The 18,991-nt window shown below is 56.3% G+C and carries 16 protein-coding genes, 1 tRNA gene and 1 pseudogene; 8 read left to right on the top strand and 10 right to left on the bottom strand.

Features of this window, described 5'->3' with window-relative positions:
* Position 1: 1 nt before the first annotated feature.
* The 4 genes from Q1B13_RS00405 to Q1B13_RS00390 form a co-directional block, all read right to left on the bottom strand.
* A complete protein-coding gene (locus tag Q1B13_RS00405) occupies positions 2–1,474 on the bottom strand; it encodes an NAD(P)/FAD-dependent oxidoreductase (RefSeq protein WP_299076857.1) in 1,473 nt (490 codons plus the stop codon).
* Positions 1,475–1,598: 124 nt separating this feature from the next.
* The gene (locus Q1B13_RS00400; RefSeq protein ID WP_299077889.1) at positions 1,599–1,838 is read right to left on the bottom strand and encodes a hypothetical protein; all 240 of its coding nucleotides are present in this window, start codon (positions 1,836–1,838) and stop codon (positions 1,599–1,601) included.
* 43 nt (positions 1,839–1,881) lie between these two features.
* Entirely contained in the window at positions 1,882–3,036 is a 1,155-nt protein-coding gene (locus Q1B13_RS00395) for an aromatic ring-hydroxylating dioxygenase subunit alpha (protein WP_299076854.1), read from the bottom strand.
* Positions 3,037–3,135: 99 nt separating this feature from the next.
* On the bottom strand, positions 3,136–4,041 hold the full coding sequence (locus Q1B13_RS00390; protein ID WP_299076851.1) for a LysR substrate-binding domain-containing protein: 906 nt from the start codon (positions 4,039–4,041) through the stop codon (positions 3,136–3,138).
* 514 nt (positions 4,042–4,555) lie between these two features.
* Between Q1B13_RS00390 and Q1B13_RS00385 the strand changes: the two are divergent.
* The 6 genes and pseudogenes from Q1B13_RS00385 to Q1B13_RS00360 all read left to right on the top strand — a co-directional run.
* Positions 4,556–4,702: pseudogene (locus Q1B13_RS00385) on the top strand (helix-turn-helix domain-containing protein); the annotation flags it as partial.
* Positions 4,703–5,215: 513 nt separating this feature from the next.
* Positions 5,216–7,042: a BCCT family transporter gene (locus Q1B13_RS00380; RefSeq protein WP_299076848.1), complete on the top strand. Its 1,827-nt coding sequence runs from the start codon at positions 5,216–5,218 to the stop codon at positions 7,040–7,042.
* Between the two features lie 154 nt (positions 7,043–7,196).
* Positions 7,197–8,759 (top strand): trimethylamine methyltransferase family protein, encoded by a 1,563-nt coding sequence (locus Q1B13_RS00375; protein ID WP_299799554.1) that lies wholly within the window; start codon positions 7,197–7,199, stop codon positions 8,757–8,759.
* A gap of 71 nt (positions 8,760–8,830) precedes the next feature.
* A complete protein-coding gene (locus Q1B13_RS00370; protein ID WP_299076843.1) occupies positions 8,831–9,934 on the top strand; it encodes a mandelate racemase/muconate lactonizing enzyme family protein in 1,104 nt (367 codons plus the stop codon).
* 12 nt (positions 9,935–9,946) lie between these two features.
* Entirely contained in the window at positions 9,947–10,678 is a 732-nt protein-coding gene (locus Q1B13_RS00365; protein WP_299076840.1) for an SDR family NAD(P)-dependent oxidoreductase, read from the top strand.
* The gene (locus Q1B13_RS00360) at positions 10,675–11,409 is read left to right on the top strand and encodes an SDR family oxidoreductase (RefSeq protein ID WP_299076837.1); all 735 of its coding nucleotides are present in this window, start codon (positions 10,675–10,677) and stop codon (positions 11,407–11,409) included. The genes Q1B13_RS00365 and Q1B13_RS00360 overlap by 4 nt, the downstream gene beginning before the upstream one ends.
* A 9-nt stretch (positions 11,410–11,418) precedes the next feature.
* Here Q1B13_RS00360 and Q1B13_RS00355 read toward each other — a convergent pair whose 3' ends face one another.
* Genes Q1B13_RS00355 through Q1B13_RS00340 form a run of 4 tightly spaced genes read right to left on the bottom strand, consistent with a single transcriptional unit; the run spans position 11,419 to position 15,907 of the window.
* Positions 11,419–12,759 (bottom strand): FAD-binding oxidoreductase, encoded by a 1,341-nt coding sequence (locus tag Q1B13_RS00355; protein WP_299076834.1) that lies wholly within the window; start codon positions 12,757–12,759, stop codon positions 11,419–11,421.
* Positions 12,756–14,252, bottom strand: coding sequence for an aldehyde dehydrogenase (locus tag Q1B13_RS00350; protein WP_299076831.1), 1,497 nt, complete (start codon positions 14,250–14,252; stop codon positions 12,756–12,758). The genes Q1B13_RS00355 and Q1B13_RS00350 overlap by 4 nt, the downstream gene beginning before the upstream one ends.
* A gap of 19 nt (positions 14,253–14,271) precedes the next feature.
* A complete protein-coding gene (locus Q1B13_RS00345) occupies positions 14,272–15,189 on the bottom strand; it encodes a dihydrodipicolinate synthase family protein (protein WP_299076828.1) in 918 nt (305 codons plus the stop codon).
* 7 nt (positions 15,190–15,196) lie between these two features.
* A complete protein-coding gene (locus Q1B13_RS00340) occupies positions 15,197–15,907 on the bottom strand; it encodes a GntR family transcriptional regulator (RefSeq protein ID WP_299076825.1) in 711 nt (236 codons plus the stop codon).
* 167 nt (positions 15,908–16,074) lie between these two features.
* Here Q1B13_RS00340 and Q1B13_RS00335 point away from each other — a divergent pair, with 167 nt between their 5' ends.
* Entirely contained in the window at positions 16,075–17,025 is a 951-nt protein-coding gene (locus Q1B13_RS00335) for a GlxA family transcriptional regulator (protein WP_298936913.1), read from the top strand.
* Positions 17,026–17,665: 640 nt separating this feature from the next.
* Here the strand turns inward: Q1B13_RS00335 and Q1B13_RS00330 are convergent.
* On the bottom strand, positions 17,666–18,490 hold the full coding sequence (locus tag Q1B13_RS00330) for an FkbM family methyltransferase (RefSeq protein ID WP_299799550.1): 825 nt from the start codon (positions 18,488–18,490) through the stop codon (positions 17,666–17,668).
* A 185-nt stretch (positions 18,491–18,675) separates the two neighbouring features.
* Positions 18,676–18,750 (bottom strand) — tRNA-Thr (locus tag Q1B13_RS00325).
* An 83-nt stretch (positions 18,751–18,833) separates the two neighbouring features.
* On the opposite strand from Q1B13_RS00325, the gene Q1B13_RS00320 reads away from it, so the two are divergent.
* Positions 18,834–18,989 carry a hypothetical protein gene (locus Q1B13_RS00320; RefSeq protein ID WP_298936911.1) on the top strand — a complete coding sequence of 52 codons (156 nt, stop codon included), beginning with the start codon at positions 18,834–18,836 and terminating at the stop codon, positions 18,987–18,989.
* Positions 18,990–18,991: the final 2 nt, after the last annotated feature.

The raw sequence follows: 18,991 nt of genomic DNA, 5'->3' as shown, positions 1-18,991 counted from the left end.
ATCATGTTTCTCCGTGGCTGACCGGGCCGGTCACGTACTGTTCTAATCCCGATTGTGCCATGCGCTTTTGATATTCACCAACAGTTCCGGGCCACAGCGTTGTATTGCGCCCGGCAGCATCCTGATACCAAGAGGTACAGCCGCCAACCTGCCAGACGCTTTCGGTGTGACGGTCTTGCATTTCCTGCGTGAAGGCAGCTTGTTTTGCGGCGTCCGGCGTAATAACCGTCAACCCGTCACGGGCCATTTCGGCCAGCACACGCCCGACATGCGCGACCTGTGCCTCGATCATCAGAACAACCGAGTTATGGCCCAATCCCGTGTGCGGCCCCAACAGGATGAAGAAATTTGGAAAGCCCGCAATCGCTGTTCCCAGATTGGCCTGCATCCCGTTTGCCCACGCTTCGCGCAAAGTCAGATCGTCTGTGCCGGTAATGTCCAACCCGTCCGTCGCATCGGTCACGTGAAAGCCTGTGCCCCAGACCAAAATGTCAGTCTGCGTTTCGGTGCCATCCGCCGCTTTGATCTGGCTTCCGTCAATCGATGCCACGCCATTGGGGACAATGCTGACATTGTCACGGGCCAGTGCTGGGTACCAGTCGTTCGAACTTAGAATGCGTTTGCAACCAATTCGATAGTCCGGGGTCAGCCGCGCTTGATCCTCAGGATCTGGAAATGCATCCTCCAGCGACTTGCGCCACATCTTCATCGCAAAGTTCACCATCCGCTCTTCACCTCGGAAGACACGATGACGGAATTCAAACACCCTGAAAATCAGCTGGCGTCGCAGCCGGGGCAACAGCGGTATGCGCGCATAGAGACGTCTGGTCCAGGGGCCAATCGGGCCATCAGGGCGCGGCAATACATAAGGCGCACTGCGTTGAAAGATGGTGACATGTTCGGCGGTCTTCGCAATTTCCGGCACAAATTGCACCGCCGAGGCGCCGGTGCCCACAACGGCAACCCGTTTGCCAGCGATATCTACGTCGTGGTCCCATTCAGCCGAATGAAAACAGGGTCCCGGAAAGCTATCGGCCCCCGGGATATCCGGAATGCTGGGGATGTGCAGCGCGCCGATGGCCGAGACCAAAAAACGGGCGGACCAGCGCTGTCCGTTCTGTGTTTCCACCTGCCAGCGCGCGCCATCCCATTTGGCGGATTTCAACTGCTGTTGAAAGTGGCACAGATCGTACAAGCGTTCGTCTTGCGTAATCTTTTTCAGGTAGGCCTGAATTTCGGCGCCGCCAGCATAGGCGCGGCTCCAGTCTGGATTCAGGTGGGTGGCCATCGAATACAAGTGAGACGGGATATCGCAGGCCACACCGGGATACGTATTCTCGCGCCACGTACCGCCGATGTCGTCTGCTTTCTCAAGGACCGCAATATCTTTGATGCCGCGTTTCCTGGCCTCGATCGCCATGGTCAAACCCGAGAAACCGGCGCCAACGATCAGCATTTCTGTGCTGTGATCCATCTGCCTGTTCCTTTCAAACGACCCGTTGCTATGTCCCGAGACTATAGGCGGATGTTGACATGTGAACAGGGTCTCGTGGGGGAATGCGACCGTTCAGTGGCGGCTCGAGTGCCTGTATACAAAGTCAGAACATCAGTCTTTCGGCTCGCCCGTGTTCAGCCAACCTTGCGTTCAAAGCGTCGGCCTCAGGTGTGCCGGCCTCAAGTGCAAAGACAAAGGCATGGGTCAGATAGAAACAGGCTGCATCAATGTCACCTTTCGCTTCACTCTCGTCCGCCGCCAACCCGTAGTAGCGGACGAGATCCTTGTGGTCGTTTCTGGAATGCGCGTCCAGCAGCAGCTTGTCCAAAGCACCTTTGTCCATTGTCAAATTGGCCCTTCAAGCCCTCAGCGCATTGCAGCCCCAATCACTCGGCGCGGCCGTTCTCGATCTGAGTTGCCACCCAGTGGTGGAAGTTATGGGTCGGTCCGTCCATCGCCGGAGAGAACCGCCCGCCGTCGAACAACATGCCATGGCGCCCTTTCTGCATGCCCTCGACAACGAAAACATCTTCTTCAAACACAGTCTTCCACAATTGCGCGTTTGAGGCGCGCAACCCGTTATGTTCGGGCGTGTCGCCTTCGCTATTGGCGTAATACAGCTCGATATGTTCGACAGTGTTTTCGTGATCCACCGGCTCCAGGATGATTGCAAAGCTGTGGTCACGCTGTATGCCCAGCAATACGTTGGGATAAAGGGCAATATATTCCGCGCCTTCATCCCATTGGCTGCCGAGACCGGGGAAATCGGACAGTTTCGCACCGTTTTGGTCGGTCAATTGGCGATACACCAAAGTGCCCTGACCGGAGTAATGACCACGCTCTTCGATGTTATAGTGATCTTCCAATCGGGAATAACTGTTGAGGCCCGGGTGAACCCAGGGCAGGTGATAGCTTTCGCAATAGTTTTCGACGGCCAGCTTCCAGTTGGTTTTGACTTCAAGCTTGAAGGACGATTCATCACCGCCATGGAAGATAGGCGTATCGAATTCCTTCCAACGCTCCAACAAAGCGCCATGCGCGTCTTCAAACGCCGGGGCATTGCCGTCAATATTCACAAAGATCACGTCGCGCCAGATATGTGACTGAATGCGCACCAAACCCAGATCCTTGGTGTTTACGTCTTCGTGCTTGTTCTGGCCAGGGCCGCCCACATGCGGGGTCGCCCGCAATTCACCTTTCAGGCTGTAGCACCAGCTGTGATACGGGCAACGAATGGCGCCGCCGATCTTTTTGGGCGCATCCACAAGGATCATGCCGCGGTGACGGCACGTGTTCTGAAACACGCCGACCTCGCCATCGCGGTCCCTGACGATCAGTAGTGGCATGCCCAGAAAATCGACAGGCTTTGCGTCGCCTGCTTCGGGAACGTCCTTGCCAAACCCAATGCCGGACCAGTTCGCAAACAGGACCGAGCGCTTTTCTTCGGCGAACGTTTCCGGGTCAATGTAGTGCTCGTTGGGCAGGCCGTTGGCCGTGTTTACGTCGGTCAGAACGGACGACAGCGGGCTGTGCTTGTTCATCGTACTCTCCTGAGGCTGGGACAAACCTGACACTTTCATATTGGCGGAGACTATGGGTCGGCCTCAATATCAGAAAAGCTCATCAAAGGTTTAGTTGATCTAAACCGAGCTGGCGTAAACCTCCTGAACGATCCAATTCTTAAGCGCGCGGGCGCTTTCCGAGAGCTCTTCCTCGGGGCGCCCCACAAGGTAAAACTGGTTGGGTGCGGTCAGGTTATGCGGCCCGATGGCCACCAGTTTCCCAGACTGCAGCATGGGATGAATCAACCGCTGCCATCCAAGCACCAATCCAGCGCCTTTGCGTGCAAGCTGCAACGCAACAGAGTAGCTGTTGACGCTGGATTCGATTGGGATCTTGCTTTGATACCCAAGTTGCTGGAACCACTCTGGCCAGGTCGTCCAGCTGCGATCCTCGGAATCCAGATGGATCAGGCGTTGGCTGGCCAGCTCTTCCAGGCTTAAACCCGCCAGGTTTCCCGCCACTTGCGGGCTACCAACGGGGACAAGATGATCCCTAAACAAGGGCGTGTGGGACAGGTTTGAATCCCGGTCGCGCCCATATCTGATGAAAAAATCCAGATCCGGCCGATCCTTGAAGGGCCTGTCCTGGGATATCTGATTCACGTTCACATCCGGCATTTCGCGCCAGAACCGAATGACCGCTGGCGATAGCCAAAGCGCTGCCACGGCCGTTGTGGAGCCTATCGTGACCTTTTCCGCTGACGACCGATCCCGGATGGTAGACAGGGTTTGTGAAATTCGACGAAAAGAGGTCGACAGCACTTCGTACAGTGCCTTACCGTCATCGGTCAGATCGACGCTTCGATGTTTGCGCTGAAACAGAACTGTCTCAAGATACCCTTCCAGCGCCTTGATCTGATGACTGACTGCTCCGGGCGTCACCGAAAGCTCTTCTGCGGCATTTTTAAAGCTCTGATGTCGTGCTGCGGCCTCAAAAGCGGACAAGGTGGTCAAGGGGGGCAGATTGTAATGGCGTCGGGACATTCGGGTCTTGTCACTGGCTTCGGATTAGTTTGCTTCGCTTGAGTATGAAATTTTTTACCCTTGAAGACCAGCAGATGATGCGCTGAAGGTGCATTTGACGCTTATGTTTGCTGAATAGGTCGTCGAACCGACAGAAAGGGTCGGTGACAGTCCGATGATAAGATGAGCAAGCCGCCATACTTACATGTGAGTGTCGCATTCTCTTAGGCAGCGGCTTTACATCGCGCGTTATTCTTCCGACGCCACTGCGCCGGCGGTTTATTATCGCTCGTCCGACGAAACCTATGGGTGTTCTGTCGTATCAGAGCCCCTAAAGCTAACAAAGGATGGCATGAGGTTCCGGCTTATTGTTTCTGCGGCTTCGAAGGGAACAACCATGATGTTCAGCCATTTTTGCCCCGGGCCGAGCCATGTGAGGATTATTCGACAGAAGGTGTGGCCAGCTGCGGAATCGCCCCCGGAGAGTCGCTCGCTAACAGGGATGGCGTCATACGGCAATTCGAAGGATCAGCGAATGGCTGGGAAACGGGCAGAGCCCGAAGAGATCGTATCGAAGCTTCGACAGGGCGAAGTTCAGTAAGGACAAGGGATGACGATTGTGGATACGGTGCGCCAGATCGGCGTGAGCGAACAAACCTATTATCGTTGGCGTAAGCTGTATGACTGCCTGACTGCGCTTTGCGCGGCTGTTTGCAACGGTTGTCAAACAACTTTGCAATTCCGCCGGGCGTGCTCTTGGCAATCAAGTCAAAAGTTTGCGGCGAAGGCACCTGAGCGGCTATCCGTCCGTTATCCCATGATCAACTTGGCAAATCTTCCGATATGGCAGCTATACAACACGAGCCGCCCGGCTTCATGTTTTCTGAAATCAGTTAAAGTTATTTGAGTTTGACTGATATCGTTCTCCAACTCCATTCTGTCCCAATCCGAAATTGCCGAATTTGGTGTCTTACGTGGCCATCACTGAACTTGATCGCGTCCTTTCATTCACAAGACAGTGCGCCTGCCGGACATAAACTGCTGGGAGTTCCGCGAGTATTCCGCACCAAAGCCGAGGCCGTAAACACTACGCCGCTTGAAGGGGTCCGAATAGAAGGCGCGGCGGGCGCATCAACCCAATGCCAATTGGCCCGAGCGGCCCCATAAAGAGAAAGTGACAACAGGGAGGAACCTTATGTCAATTAGAGAACCATTTACGGACCTAGAGATAGAAACGGCTGATGCCGGATTCTATGAAAATTACAGCGTTCCGATCGCGCTGATCAGCAAAGGTATCATGGTTGCCCTGGTACTCTGGGCACTGGTTTTTCCTGCGAATGCAAACAGTACATTGGGCAGCTTGAACGGCAGGTTGTTGGAGGTTTTCAACAGTTTCTACGTCATCATTGTGGGCCTGTTTTTCCTGTTCCTGGCAATTGTCGCAATCATCCCGTCCACCGGTAAGCGGATCATGGGTACCCCGGGTGAAAAGCCCGAGTTCTCCAATTTCTCTTGGTTCTCGATGATGTTTGGTGCGGGCTTGGGCGTTGGCCTAATGGTTTTCGCAACGGCTGAACCGCTGGGCCTTTGGGGATCAAACCCCGAGGTAGTATCGGGTGCAGTTGCCGGCAATGAACCAGAAGCGATCCAGTCTGCGTACCGCTACACATTCTTGCATTATGGCTTCCACGCCTGGGCAATCTATGTGGTAACGGGCCTGTCTCTGGCTTACTACGCCTATACGCGCAATATGCCACTGACCATTCGCGCAGCGCTTACGCCTCTGTTTGGCCGTCTGATGAACGGCTTCCTTGGCCATGTCGTTGACGTTCTGGGCGTGGTTGCAACCATCCTCGGTGTGTCTGTGACCATTGGGTTTGGTGTCAGCCAATTCATCGACGGTGTTTATGCCATTACCGGTATGGGATGGATCATGGACCTGACGGGCGAAGTGCCGACCCCCAGCAAAGTAGGTCTGATCGCGGGCCTTGTAGTCATCATGACCTTGTCTATCATCTCGGCTGTGTCGGGTGTTGGCCGCGGCGTTAAATACCTGTCGAACCTGAACCTGGTTCTGTCGATTATCCTGCTGGGTACATTTGTCGTGTTTGGCTCGTTCGTTTTCGCGCTGACCACTTACGGCGCGGCGATGGTCGACTATATCTTGAACTTCCTGTCACTCAGCTTTGGTGCCTATGGTCCGTTGTCGGCGGATGCGTTTGCAGCGGGTCTGCCTGAGGCGGCACAAGCGCATGCAGATGACTTGATCGGTGGTGCAACCAACGCATGGGGCAGCTTTGATGGCTTCAAGAGCGGTCTTGAAGGTGCGGCAGCTGAATTGGACGAGGAAACACTGGCTGCTGTTTATGCAGCGGGTGAACAAGGTCGTCAGTTTGGTTGGCAGTCGGGTTGGACCACGTTCTACTGGGCCTGGTGGATTGCGTTCTCGCCATTTGTGGGCCTCTTCCTGGCACGCATCTCCAAAGGTCGGACCGTGCGTGAGTTCATCCTGGGCTGCGTGTTCGCACCGGCGCTGGTATGCTTTGCATGGATGACCGTTCTGGGTGGTACTGCGATTGATTTGGAACTGGCCGGAGCCGCCGAAGGCGCGATCATTGGCGCATCGAACACAAACAAGCTGTTCGTGACCCTGTCTTACATGATCGATGGTGGATTGCTGTCCATGCTGAACGTTATGTGCGTGATCCTTATCATGACCTTTCTGGTCACGTCTGCTGACTCGGGCATTCTGGTGATGAATACCATCATGTCCGGTGGCAGCCAGGAAACCGGGGTCAAGCACCGCATCATCTGGGGTGTCATCCTGACGGCTGTGATCGGCGCACTGATCCTGGCGGCAGGCGACAACAACCCTATGGATGCCTTGCGCAACGCCATGATCATCGGCGCGCTGCCGTTTACGATTGTGATGGGCTTGATGTGTGTCTCGCTGGGCAAAGCCCTGTTCCGGGACGGTCAGCGTGACAAGCACACCGGGCAAAGCGCGCAGGCTGCTGAATAAAGCCAAGGCCTGACAAGAAAATGACCGAAGCGCCGTCCTTTTGGGCGGCGCTTTTCGCATTGGCGACCTTCTGTAACGTCGTGTCGCTTCTTGCAAACACATATCGCAATCAGAGAGGTGGTCGAGCTTCGAATCCTTCACAGTTAATCATAAGATGGAGGATCGCCTTGTGAATATCCGCACACCAACCAGATCAGGTGGACGTTCCGCCCGCCGCGCCATGCGCACCGCACCGAACTTTGACATGCTGCCGGGCCTGACCCGCGCCATACCGCTGTGCGAAGTGATGGACGGAAGCCAGGTTGAGCGGATTGACAACGCCTCGATGGACATTCTCGAAAATGTGGGCGTCCAGTTCCGCGATGCGATCGCCTTGCAAGACTGGAAGCGGGCCGGGGCTAAGGTAGAGGGTGAGCTGGTGTATCTCGATCGTGGCATGGTGCGGGAACTGATCGCCACGATTCCTTCGGACTTCACCTATCATGCGCGCGATCCGAAAAAGAACCTGCGGCTGGGTGGCAAACACTCGATCTTCGTGCCGATGACTGGCGCGCCTTTCCTGCGGGATCTGGACGATGTGCGTCGCAATCCGACGTTGGATGATCTGGCCATGTTCCACAAGCTTAGCCACATGATGCCAGCCTTGCATTCTTCGGCGCACCACATCGTGGAACCCTACGATCATCCGATCAGCCAGCGCCACCTGCGGATCACCTATTCGTCGATGAAACATTCGGACAAGACCTTTATGGGCATGACCACCTCGCCGAAGAATGCCGAGGACGTGTTGGACATGTGCGCGATACTGTTTGGTGCGGACTTCCTTGAAAATCATGCCGTCACAACCGGCAATTGCAATGGCAATTCGCCCCTGGTGTGGGACGAGACCATGCTGGGCGCAATGCGGGCCTTCTGCCGCCGCAACCAACCGGTCCTCTGCTCGCCCTTCGTGTTGGGCGGTGCCAATACACCGGCCAGCGTGCCAGCCACCGTTGCCCAACTGAATGCCGAAGCGCTGAGCGCGCTGGCCTACACGCAAGTGATCCGCAAAGGCGCCCCTGCGATCTATGGTCATTACCTGTCTACCGTGTCGATGAAATCCGGCGCACCCATGGCGGGCACGCCCGAGATCAACCTGATGAATTTCATGATCGGGCAGATGGCGCGGTACTACCAAGTGCCCTGGCGCACATCAAACACGCTGGGCGGGGCCAAGACCTTTGACGCTCAGGCGGGCTATGAGTCGGCGACCACGCTGCAGGCTGTGATCCATTCCGGTGCGAACTACATATGGCACTCTGCTGGCTGGAACGAGGCCGGAATGCACTGCTCGGTCGCCAAATTCATCGTCGATGCCGAGCAATGCGCCATGGCATATCGTATGGCTGAAGGACCGAAATGGGGTGATTTCGATCAGGCTCTGGCTGCGGTGCCGGATGTAGGGCCGGGTGGGCATTATCTGGGCCATCCGCACACTCAGGACAATTTCCAGTCCGCGTTCTTCATGCCCGAGATGTTCGACAATAACTCCATAGAACAATGGGCGGCCGAGGGCGAGGTCGAGATCACCGAACGTGCACTGAACCACGCGCGCAAACTTCTGGCTGAATATGAAGAACCCAACCTGGACGAAGCGAAAAACGAAGAGCTTCTGGGTTATATCGCGCGCCGGGAACGGGAAATTCCGGCCGCAGATGAGTTGAATCAGACATATTAGGGCACGCGCCCGGCACTGCGCCACCGGCAATTTAGGTGGCGTTTTGGCGCAAAAGGACCAGGGATCAAAGATTGAAAATCGCAGAAATCCACATCTACAGCCATGACTTACCTGTGAAGAATGGCCCCTACACGATGGCGAAGGCGGAAGTCTGGGCGCTGGACACCACCTTGGTCAAGCTGGTTGCGGATAACGGCCTAATAGGATGGGGCGAAACCTGTCCTGTGGGTCCGACTTACGCCGAGGCGCATGCGGCAGGTGCCCGGTCCGCTTTGTCACAGATGGCGCGCGGTCTGATCGGGGTCGAGGTTCTGCCGCTGACCCTGCATCGCCACATGGATGGGCTGCTGAACGGGTACAACTATGCCAAAGCTGCAATCGACATCGCGGCGCATGACCTGTTGGGCAAGCATCTGGGCGTCAGTGTTTCTGCATTGCTCGGCGGCGCTGCTACGAACTCAGTGCCGTCCTACTATGCTACAGGTGTCGGTGCTCCTGACGATATCGCCCGTCTCGCGGCTGAGAAACGGGACGAGGGCTACCCCCGTCTGCAGGTGAAAGTTGGTGGGCGTCCGGTCGAGGTGGACATCGAAACTATCCACAAAGTGTGGCAGGTTATCCGCGGCTCGGGCATGCGTCTGGCTGTGGATGGCAATCGGGACTGGACGACACGCGATGCGCTGCGGGTCAGCCGAGAGTGTCCGGAAGTACCGTTTGTCATGGAACAACCTTGCAACACGGTTGAGGATCTCCAAAAAATCCGGCCTCAAGTGAATCACGCCATCTATATGGATGAGAACAGTACGAACCTGAACACGGTGATCTCGGCGGCGGGAACCGGACTGGTCGATGGGTTTGGTATGAAAGTCACCCGGATCGGCGGGCTGCACCCGATGCGTGCATTCCGTGATCTGTGCGAGGCGCGAAATTTGCCTCACACCTGCGATGACAGCTGGGGTGGCGATGTCATCGCTGCAGCCTGTACGCATATCGGGGCCACAGTTCGCCCGGATTTGCTTGAAGGCGTTTGGCTGGCCGCGCCGTATATCGACGGCAACTACGACGTCGAGAACGGAATTCGGATCGAAAAGGGCCATATCGTGGTGCCGACGGGCCCGGGTTTGGGCGTCTTGCCGGATGAAAGCGTGTTTGGCGCGCCTGCCGCGTCTTTCTGAAAGGGGGGCTAGATGGAATTGACGGGAAAGGCGGCCTTGGTGACCGGCGCCGCAGGTGGCATTGGCGCATCGATTGTGCAGCGATTGCGCACAGCTGGTGCGCGCGTCGCGGTCGCAGATCGGTCTGTCGATGGGATAGAGGCCGAGGCCCACTTGCCCGGCGATCTTCTGGATGCCGACTACGCCAATACCTTGCCGCAGAGTGCTGCCACGCATCTGGGTGGCCTGGATATTGTGATCAACAATGCCGGCGTCATTACTCGAGGGTCGGTAGCCGACACATCGGACGCAGATTGGTCGCTGTCCGTCGGCGTGAATGTCGAAGCCCCGTTTCGCATTTGCCGCGCCGCGATCCCGATTTTAGCCGACACTGGCGGAGGGGTTATCGTCAATACGGCATCCTGCTGGGGTCTTCGCCCCGGCCCAAATCACGCGCTCTATTGCATGACAAAGGCTGCGATTGCGTCACTGACCCAATGCATGGGAATGGACCACGCGCATCAAGGTATTCGCATCAACGCCGTCTGCCCAAATGAAGTGAACACACCGATGTTGCGTTCGGGGTTTGAAAACCGCGGGTTTGACCCGGAGTCAGCCATCGCATCGCTCGGGGAAACCGTTCCACTTGGGCGTATTGCCGAGCCTGAGGACATCGCGGATGTCGTGATGTTTCTGGTCTCGGATGCATCCCGCTATGTCTGTGGCGCTCTGATTGAGGTCAATGGCGGAAAACCTGTGTCATGATGCGGTTCGAGGGGAAAACGGCGCTGGTCACCGGCGGACGCAGCGGCATCGGGCGGGCCATAGCCGAGCGGTTGCAACACGAAGGCGCGCGCGTCTTCACCGCCCAACGCGGGGCAGACCCGAGGTTCGAAGGGATCGAGGCTGACCTCGGTGACCCGGACAGCCCGGATCAGATCGTCTCAAGTGTAGTCGACAGGGCAGGGCATCTGGACATTCTGGTCAATAGCGCTGGCATGATGCAGGAGGCGCTGGTCGAAGACATCGGCCTTGAAGACTGGCAGCGCAATCTGACGGTCAACCTGACGGCGCCTTTTTTGCTAACCAAAGCCGCGCTGCCTCACCTGCGGCAAACCCGAGGAAACATTGTCAATATAGGCTCGATCGAAGGGCTGGGCAGCAACCCCCGACATGCGGCCTATTGCGCCTCCAAAGCAGGGTTGCACGGGTTTACCCGCGCAGTTGCAGTGGATCACGGTGCGGAAGGTATCCGGTGTAACGCGGTCGCCCCTGGGTGGATCGACACCGAACTCAATATGGAATTCATTGCGTCAATGCCGGACCCTGACGCATTCCGCCAAGAAATTGGACGCATCCATCCCGTCGCCCGTACCGGCTCGCCCGACGATGTCGCGGCACTGGTGGCCTTTCTGTCGTCAGATGATGCGGCGTTCATCACCGGCCAGATTTACACGGTTGATGGCGGACGTATGGCAAAGCTCAGCCTGCCCTGAATGGCAGCTTCACTCTTTGCCGGATCGCCATTCCTTCCAGATCAGATAGCTGTTCGCCCCAAGCGAGGCGAAGGGCTCGGGCGGCAGTCGCGGCAGGTCAGGCTGTGCCAGAAAGTGATCGGCAATCTCAGACCCGCCTCTTTGGATCAACTCTGCAATCCCCATACCCTGTAAGGTGCCCCGCGCGATCCCCAGACCGTTCTGGCAACAAGCGGAATAGACGCCGGTTTCAAGTTCTCCGAACGCCGAAGAGCCATTGCGGCTGAGGCAAAGCATCCCGGCCCAGCGATGTTCCATCTGAACCCCAAGCAGGCTCGGGAACCGTTCACGGAACTTGCGATCATGCACCCAGCCTGCGTTGCGCAGGCGCATCTGGCTGGTTTCAATCGTTGGGTGAAAGCTGGAACAGGTTCGGATCAGAATTCGATCACCGTAACTGCCTGAGACACGCCGCACAGACGTGCCCATCGGATCAGCAGGCGTTACCGCCCAACGCGGTTGTCCCCCCAGCGCCTTGATCTGATCCGCTTTTAGGGGTTGGCTGAGCGAGGCATACAAGCAGATATGCATCAACTGCCTAGGGAAGAATCCAAAGCTTTCGACATGACCGTTATTGGCCAGAACGATCCGCCCCGTGGCAACGCGCGCTTTGGGTGTGTTGACCAACCATCCGGTGCCTTGCTGTTCAAACCCGGTGACGGGCGACTGTTCGAACAAGTTGACCTGTCCGGCCAGACGTGACGACAGCGCCCGAGTATAGGCGGCAGGTTGGATCATGACCGTGCCGGGCGCATATAGGCCTGAGGTGTAGTGCGGGCTGCCCGTGATCAGTTGCATTTGTTGCCGGTCATACAGGGTATGCGGTTCACCCAAGCGGTTCAGATGTGCGGCAAAGTCACGGTTATGGGCGTCTCCGCCCCGTGTGGCAGCGGCATTGAACTTGCCGCAGGGATCGAACGCTTCCTGTGGAAGCTCGCACTCGGCGGCGATGTCGGTTGCAAAGGCAATGGCTTGCCGGTTCAGGGCGATCGTCGCCTGATCCGCGTCAAGCCCATCACCGGCATAATTGTCGGATGCCAGATCATGCGGCAGGTCAATCATGAAGCCAGAGTTGCGACCGGCAGACCCCTCGGCAAAGCGACCCGCCTCTAGCAAGACAATCTTCAGGGACGGATCAAGTTGATGCAATCGCCGTGCCGCTGAAAGCCCCGCAAACCCACCGCCGACAATTGTGATATCGGCTGTCAGGTCCCGGTCCAGCTCTGTCAGTGGCGTCTGCGGCGGCAGGATGGCGTTCCACCCTGCTGGACCGGTTTGCCGGGGCAGGCGTTTGGCGGTGAATCGTGTCAATCCACTGCCTCATCCGCATCATCCGCCAGATCGATCCAGATGGTTTTCAGCTGGGTGTACTGATCGTGCGCGTGAAGCGAATTGTCCCGCCCGCCAAAACCTGATTGTTTGTAGCCCCCAAAGGGCGTAGTGATGTCACCTTCGCCAAAGCTGTTGACCGTAACCGTTCCTGCGCGGATCGCACGGGCCCCACGGATTGCGCGCTTTGCATTTGCCGTGAAGATCGAGGCGCAAAGCCCATAGTCAGTGTCATTCGCGATTTTAGTGGCCTCATCAAATCCCGACACTTCGATCACCGACAAGACAGGGCCAAAGATCTCTTCGCGCGCAAGCTTGGAGTCGTTGCTCGGTACTTCGACCACCGTTGCCTCGACAAATCCCCTTTCCGCCTTGCCGCCGATCACCACGTTTTCGGCCTGCTCAAGATAGCCGCAAACCTTGTTGTAATGCCCGTCGCTGACCAGCGCGCCCATGCGGGTTTCCGGGTCCAGTGGGTCGCCTATATTCCACTGCTTTGTATGGTGCGCGATCCGTTGTAGCAGCTCGGCCTTCACATCTTTATGGACGATCAAGCGCGATGAGGCCGAGCAGTTTTCGCCCATGTTCCAGAACGCCCCATTCACCACATGCTGCGCGACACGATCCAGGTTCTCTGCATCCTCCATAACGATGGCCGGGTTTTTGCCGCCCATCTCAAGCACAACTTCCTTGGCATTGCTTTCCGCCGAATAGCTGAGGAACCTCTTGCCGGTGACGGTCGAGCCAGTGAACGACACCATGTCGATATCCATATGCCGACCGATGGGTTCGCCCACCTCAGCGCCGCCACCTGGCACGATGTTCAATACGCCGCGCGGCAGGCCCGCTTCCATCGCCAGTTCAGCCACCCGCAGGGCCGTTAGCGAGGTTTCCGTCGCAGGTTTCACCACGACGGAACATCCGGCGGCCAGTGCTGGCCCGATTTTCCAGGCCAGCATCAGCAGCGGAAAGTTCCACGGCAGCACCAGCCCCACGACACCAATGGGTTCGCGAACCACCATGGCGATATGATCATCGCTTGCAGGCGAAACCTGATCATAGATCTTGTCGATCGCTTCAGCGTGCCATTTCAGACAATGAATGGTCTCGGGCACATCCACGGTCTCGCAGTCATAGATGGTCTTACCGCTGTCGATGCTCTCCATCACCGCCAGTTCGCGGGCATTGCGGGTTATCAGTTTGCACAGCCGGATCAGCACGTCCTTGCGATCAGATGGGTGCAACTTCGACCAACGCCCATCGTCAAATGCCGCGCGCGCCTTTTCGACCGTGAAATCCACATCCGCAGCACCGCAGGATGCGATATCGGCCAGCTTATCGCCGGTTGCAGGGTTAATCGTTTCAAAAACCTGCCCCGAGATCGCCGGGCGGTACGCCCCGTCAATGAAGGCTCCGGTCGGCAATTCAAGGCCCGCGGCGATGGATTTGTATTCGTCCTGTGTCAGCAGATCCATGTCTCTTACCCCCCCAATCCTATTTTTCAGCCACGATGTCAGCGATTGTCTTTTTCAGCACGCGCGTCACCTGTTCCAGCGCGCGCTTGTCGTCCTTGTTCAGGCCTTTCAGCGGAGGTCGCATTGCGCCTGCGTCGATCCCGTTCATGGTCACGCCATGCTTGATCGTCTGGATGAACTTGCCGCCCTGTTCCAACACCCGCATCAGCGGCATCATCGCAGACATGATCCGACGGCCCTTGGTAAAGTTGCCCTCGATCACGCAGGCCTGATACAGCGCCACATGTTCGGCGGGCAGAAAGTTCGATCCGCCGCAGACCCAGAATGGTGCGCCCCAAGCAAAGAACTCCAAGGCTTGATCGTCCATGCCGCAGCCCAGTTGGATATGCGGATAGTCTCGCGCCAGCAGATGCACCCGATTGATGTCGCCCGAGCTTTCCTTGATGCCGCAGAAATTTCGACTGCGCCCAACGCGGTCAAGGAATTCCTCACCCATCATTGTGCCGGTGCGATGCGGATAGTTGTACAGCATCACCGGCAGGTCTGCGGCCTTGTCGATGGCCAGTGCATTCAGGGCGTTTTCCCGGTCAGTTGGTACCGAATAGGGCGGGCTGGCCAACAAGATCGCATCAGCACCGATTTCTCGCGCGCCTGCGGCCAGTGCGATTGAATCCGGCGTCAGCATCGCTCCGGTCCCAACCACCAAAGGCAACCGCCCCTGCAGATGATCATAGGTGAACCGGGCCAGTTCCAGACGCTCAACCACGGTTTGGGCATAGTTCTCACCGGTGGACCCGCCTGAGATCATCCCATGGACACCGTTTTCAATCAGGTACTCGATTACCTCGGACAGGGCGTCCCAGTTGACACTGCCGTCCCCGTGATACGGCGTTACGATGGGGGTGTAGATCCCCTCAAATCTGAATATCGGGTTCATTCCGTCCTCATGCAGGTTTCGACAGGGGCGGGGCGCCCATCGGTACATCCAGTGCGTCTGGCATCACGAAAAGCTCGATCTGATCGCGCGACAGGTTCCAATGATCTTCGGCAAGTTGCGCCGCTGCTGCGTCATCGCGCGCCTCGATTGCGGCGATGATGGCCTCGTGCTGCTGACTGGCCACCGACAGGTTTTCAGACATCTGAGCACCTTGCGGGCGATAGAATGTCATGCCTATCCGGGCATGGTCGATCAGCAACCGGTTGAACGAGGGCAGCAGGTAGACATTGCCCGACATCTCACCGGTGACTTCGTGAAAACGATTATTGGCCAGCGCCCGGTCCGCGCCAGACCCGGATCGCAATGCCGCCTTGAACGTCTCCTGTTCGGCTTTGAGGTCCGCAATCTGCGCGGGCGTCGCATTAAGGGCCGCCAACCGCAAAATCGCGCCATAGATCATCGGTGCCGCCAGAAAGAAATCGCGCAGCGTGGTGTAGGACATCTCGGACACGCGGGCGCTGCGGTTGGTTCGCAGGTCCAGGTAACCCTCACCTGCCAACTGGCGGAATACTTCGCGTAAGGGGGTGCGGGACAATCCAAACGCATCAGACAAATCCGCCTCGTCCAGATCTGCGCCGGGCCGCAAGCTTAGAGTTAAGATTGAGACCTTCAGGTGATCCCTCAAACGGTCTTTGCGTGATTTGGCGTCGTCTTTCATTCCTGACCTTTGCGCGGCTCAGTCGGGTCGAATCGCGATCTGACCGACATCTCGCCGATGTGTATGCGAAATAAATACAACTTGTATACAGAAAAAAATCGTGCAGCATAGGGGACCTGGAAAACACCCTGGGCTTTTGGGCCCTGAATCGTAAATCGGTACCATACATGCGCCAAACCGGGCACATCACCTTCGTCCTGATCGAGGAGTTCTCGCACCTCGCCTTTTCCTGCGCGGTTGAGCCTTTGCGCATTGCGAACCTTGTCAGCGGCAAAGACCTGTATGAATGGTCTTTTGTGTCAGAGGATGGCGAACACGCGGTGTGCTCGAACGGCTCGGTCACGCTGGTTCATTCCGGTCTCGACGGGCTGTCAAAATGTGACCAGCTGTTTGTCCTGTCAGGTATTCACATGCGCGACCATGTCACGCGTCCGTTGTTGGCCACACTGCGGCGCGAGCGCGCGCGGGGTACATCGATTGGCGCATTATGCTCGGGGGCTTGGTTGTTGGCCGAGGCAGGGTTTCTGGATGGAATGCAGGCGGCGATTCACTGGGAGTACCACGATGCTTTCATGGAGGCCTTTCCAGAGGTCAATCTGGTGCGAAGCGTTTTTGTTGCTGACGAAAAACACATCACCGCATCGGGTGGGACCGCGACGGCGGATCTGATGTTGCATCTGATCGAACAGGACCATGGCGAAGAGCTGGCAATCGATGTCGCCGATCAGATGGTTTATAACGCGGTCCGAAACGCAACCGCCAAACAACGCGTTTCCCTGCAATCGCGCAATGGCATGCGAAACGCACATTTGGCCAAAGCGATCCATATAATGCAGGACAGCATCGACGCGCCGGTGTCCCCGTCGCACATTGCCGACCATTTAGGGATTTCCACCCGTCAATTGGAGCGGTTGTTCGGGAAGTATCTGAACACGTCGCCCAAGAAGTATTTTATGGAAATGCGCCTTGAGCGGGCTCAAAAGCTTCTGCTGCAGACAGAGGCCTCGGTCACCGAGGTCGCAATGGCCTGCGGGTTCGAGAACCCCGGACATTTCTCCCGAGTCTATCGTTCAAGTTTTGGCGTAACGCCGCATGCACAAAAGAGCAAAATCGACTGATATGCAGGGCGCTTTAATGTGTGCTTGCCATCCACTTGGCTCCGATTACAAATGCGGGGTGAGCAGCAAAACTGAATTGCCAAGTAACTGGTCTTGCGCTCACCCCACTCACCTCGCCGAAAGACCCCCTCGTTAAAACTGGACTTGTAAACACATCGGCAGGGTTGAGCAGAGATACATGCAAACATTGGCATAATTATTGCCAGAACATGTCCGTTGTGAGTTGGCTGCTGCCATAATGATTAACATTGCGAAGGCTCGCCTGGCTCTAAAACTGGCTTCACGCCCTTACAGAGCCAGCCGCCGGAGGGATACAACAGGAACTTGCAGCGGGTTCCGTTGTCAAGATTGGTGGCAGCACCACTAACATCGTGCCTTTCGCGTTAGGTAGGATAACGGGCATTTTCCTTCTGTGCTATTGGCCCCGATCTGCGCCTCCCGAATCTAGCGCAGTGGTCGGGCTTTCCGGCTTTTCAAACTTCGGCAAGACCCCGGCTTGGAGGCAGATGTATTTGGAGCAAGCTATCAGAACAGACCTCAAAATGCTCAATGATCGGGATACGATCTTCGGTGATCACTTGGTGTTTCACATTTGATCCTAAGAAGTCGCCATAGCCCCTGATTACCGCGAGCATTTGACTCAGTGTAGCTCCCTGCGAGACATATAAATGTCTCCCCATTTCCGATCTGTTGCAGACAGGTATTCAATACAACTTGATGCATCTATCGGCTCCAAACCCTTGCCTCTGTTTCTTATCAGGTAGATGTGGTCAAAGGAGTCGAGAACTGCGCGGAAGGCATTTGTATCAAAGGTAGGTTTTGGGATCCGCCATCCTTCGAAAACGGCTAAGTCTACGCGTTGCCAGAACCGTAACGGCAGTTCACTCATCAATACCTCATCCAGACCTTGGGTATCGGATTTCCATATCAATCGGCGATCGGTGGCGAGTTGCCCCATGCATTCATCCAGCAATTTCTCTGTAATTCTTCTGACCGGGGCTTTGATCACATGATGTTTTCGCCCAGTGACGGCATTCTCATTAAAGGAGAAATTTCCACCGTTTATTTCATCAATGTAAAACGTCAACTCGCCATCTGAGGTGCCCAGGGCGAAGTCGAATACTGATGCAGCTGGTATTGCTTTCAGATTTCGCTTTAGGTGCTCAACATTGTCCGGGCTCGGCTCGAAACACGATGCCGATTTGATGTTTGGATAGTTGATCAGTGCCTGTCTCGAATACAGTCCTACATTCGCACCGACATCAATCAGGTGATACTCTCCTTCAACACAGGCTTGTTGAATAAACCGTGTCTCGCCAAAATTCCATTCTTCGTGTTTTGCCACATGGGGAAAAATAGAGCCATCTGTGCGAAGGGATACCTCGCTGCCACCTTCGAATGAACCGTTCAACGGGCTGCTCTCTGAAAGCAGCAACTGAACCGAAGCGCATTTGGTGCGCAACATCTGAATCTGATCATTGTTCATTTTTTAGCCAGACTGTTATCTCATTAGAGCACACTGATTTGGAACTGGAATATGGAGCCAAGTCTTTTTCGGCTCAAGCCCATAACTGATGGCGGGCTGTGGAGTCATCGGTTCTGCCTTTCCTTTCAGTCTGTTGAAGGAAATCGCGAATCTAAAAAGCAAGGTGGTGCTGCTGGAGAGAATTGAACTCTCGACCTCTCCCTTACCAAGGGAGTGCTCTACCTCTGAGCTACAGCAGCGCTGTGGGCGGGTGATTAGACTTAAACGAAACGCGGCGCAAGGGTGTCTGGACGGTTTTTTTCGCCTCCTGTAGAGAAAGGGAATGGCAGATAAAACTTCACCTAAAAAACACGGCAAATCCGGCGAAACGCGCGAAGACAGGCTGAAGGCTTCGCTCAAGGCCAACCTTGCACGGCGCAAGGCTCAGGCTAAGGCGCGCGCGACTTCGGATGACAAGGTCGGCAAAGACGAGGGATAAGA

The organism is uncultured Ruegeria sp., assembly GCF_947489545.1.
Taxonomy (GTDB): Bacteria; Pseudomonadota; Alphaproteobacteria; order Rhodobacterales; family Rhodobacteraceae; genus Ruegeria.
The sequence above is the reverse complement of the archived record's forward strand: the minus strand, read 5'-3'. Positions and strand labels throughout refer to the sequence as shown.

Coding starts and splice junctions, on each gene's coding strand:
- Q1B13_RS00335 (WP_298936913.1), top strand. CDS start 16,075: ATGCGCCAAACCGGGCACATCACCTTCGTCCTGATCGAGGAGTTCTCG.
- Q1B13_RS00400 (WP_299077889.1), bottom strand. CDS start 1,838: ATGGACAAAGGTGCTTTGGACAAGCTGCTGCTGGACGCGCATTCCAGA.
- Q1B13_RS00340 (WP_299076825.1), bottom strand. CDS start 15,907: ATGAAAGACGACGCCAAATCACGCAAAGACCGTTTGAGGGATCACCTG.
- Q1B13_RS00330 (WP_299799550.1), bottom strand. CDS start 18,490: ATGTTGCGCACCAAATGCGCTTCGGTTCAGTTGCTGCTTTCAGAGAGC.
- Q1B13_RS00390 (WP_299076851.1), bottom strand. CDS start 4,041: ATGTCCCGACGCCATTACAATCTGCCCCCCTTGACCACCTTGTCCGCT.
- Q1B13_RS00345 (WP_299076828.1), bottom strand. CDS start 15,189: ATGAACCCGATATTCAGATTTGAGGGGATCTACACCCCCATCGTAACG.
- Q1B13_RS00375 (WP_299799554.1), top strand. CDS start 7,197: ATGGAGGATCGCCTTGTGAATATCCGCACACCAACCAGATCAGGTGGA.
- Q1B13_RS00380 (WP_299076848.1), top strand. CDS start 5,216: ATGTCAATTAGAGAACCATTTACGGACCTAGAGATAGAAACGGCTGAT.
- Q1B13_RS00395 (WP_299076854.1), bottom strand. CDS start 3,036: ATGAACAAGCACAGCCCGCTGTCGTCCGTTCTGACCGACGTAAACACG.
- Q1B13_RS00360 (WP_299076837.1), top strand. CDS start 10,675: ATGATGCGGTTCGAGGGGAAAACGGCGCTGGTCACCGGCGGACGCAGC.
- Q1B13_RS00405 (WP_299076857.1), bottom strand. CDS start 1,474: ATGGATCACAGCACAGAAATGCTGATCGTTGGCGCCGGTTTCTCGGGT.
- Q1B13_RS00365 (WP_299076840.1), top strand. CDS start 9,947: ATGGAATTGACGGGAAAGGCGGCCTTGGTGACCGGCGCCGCAGGTGGC.
- Q1B13_RS00320 (WP_298936911.1), top strand. CDS start 18,834: ATGGCAGATAAAACTTCACCTAAAAAACACGGCAAATCCGGCGAAACG.
- Q1B13_RS00350 (WP_299076831.1), bottom strand. CDS start 14,252: ATGGATCTGCTGACACAGGACGAATACAAATCCATCGCCGCGGGCCTT.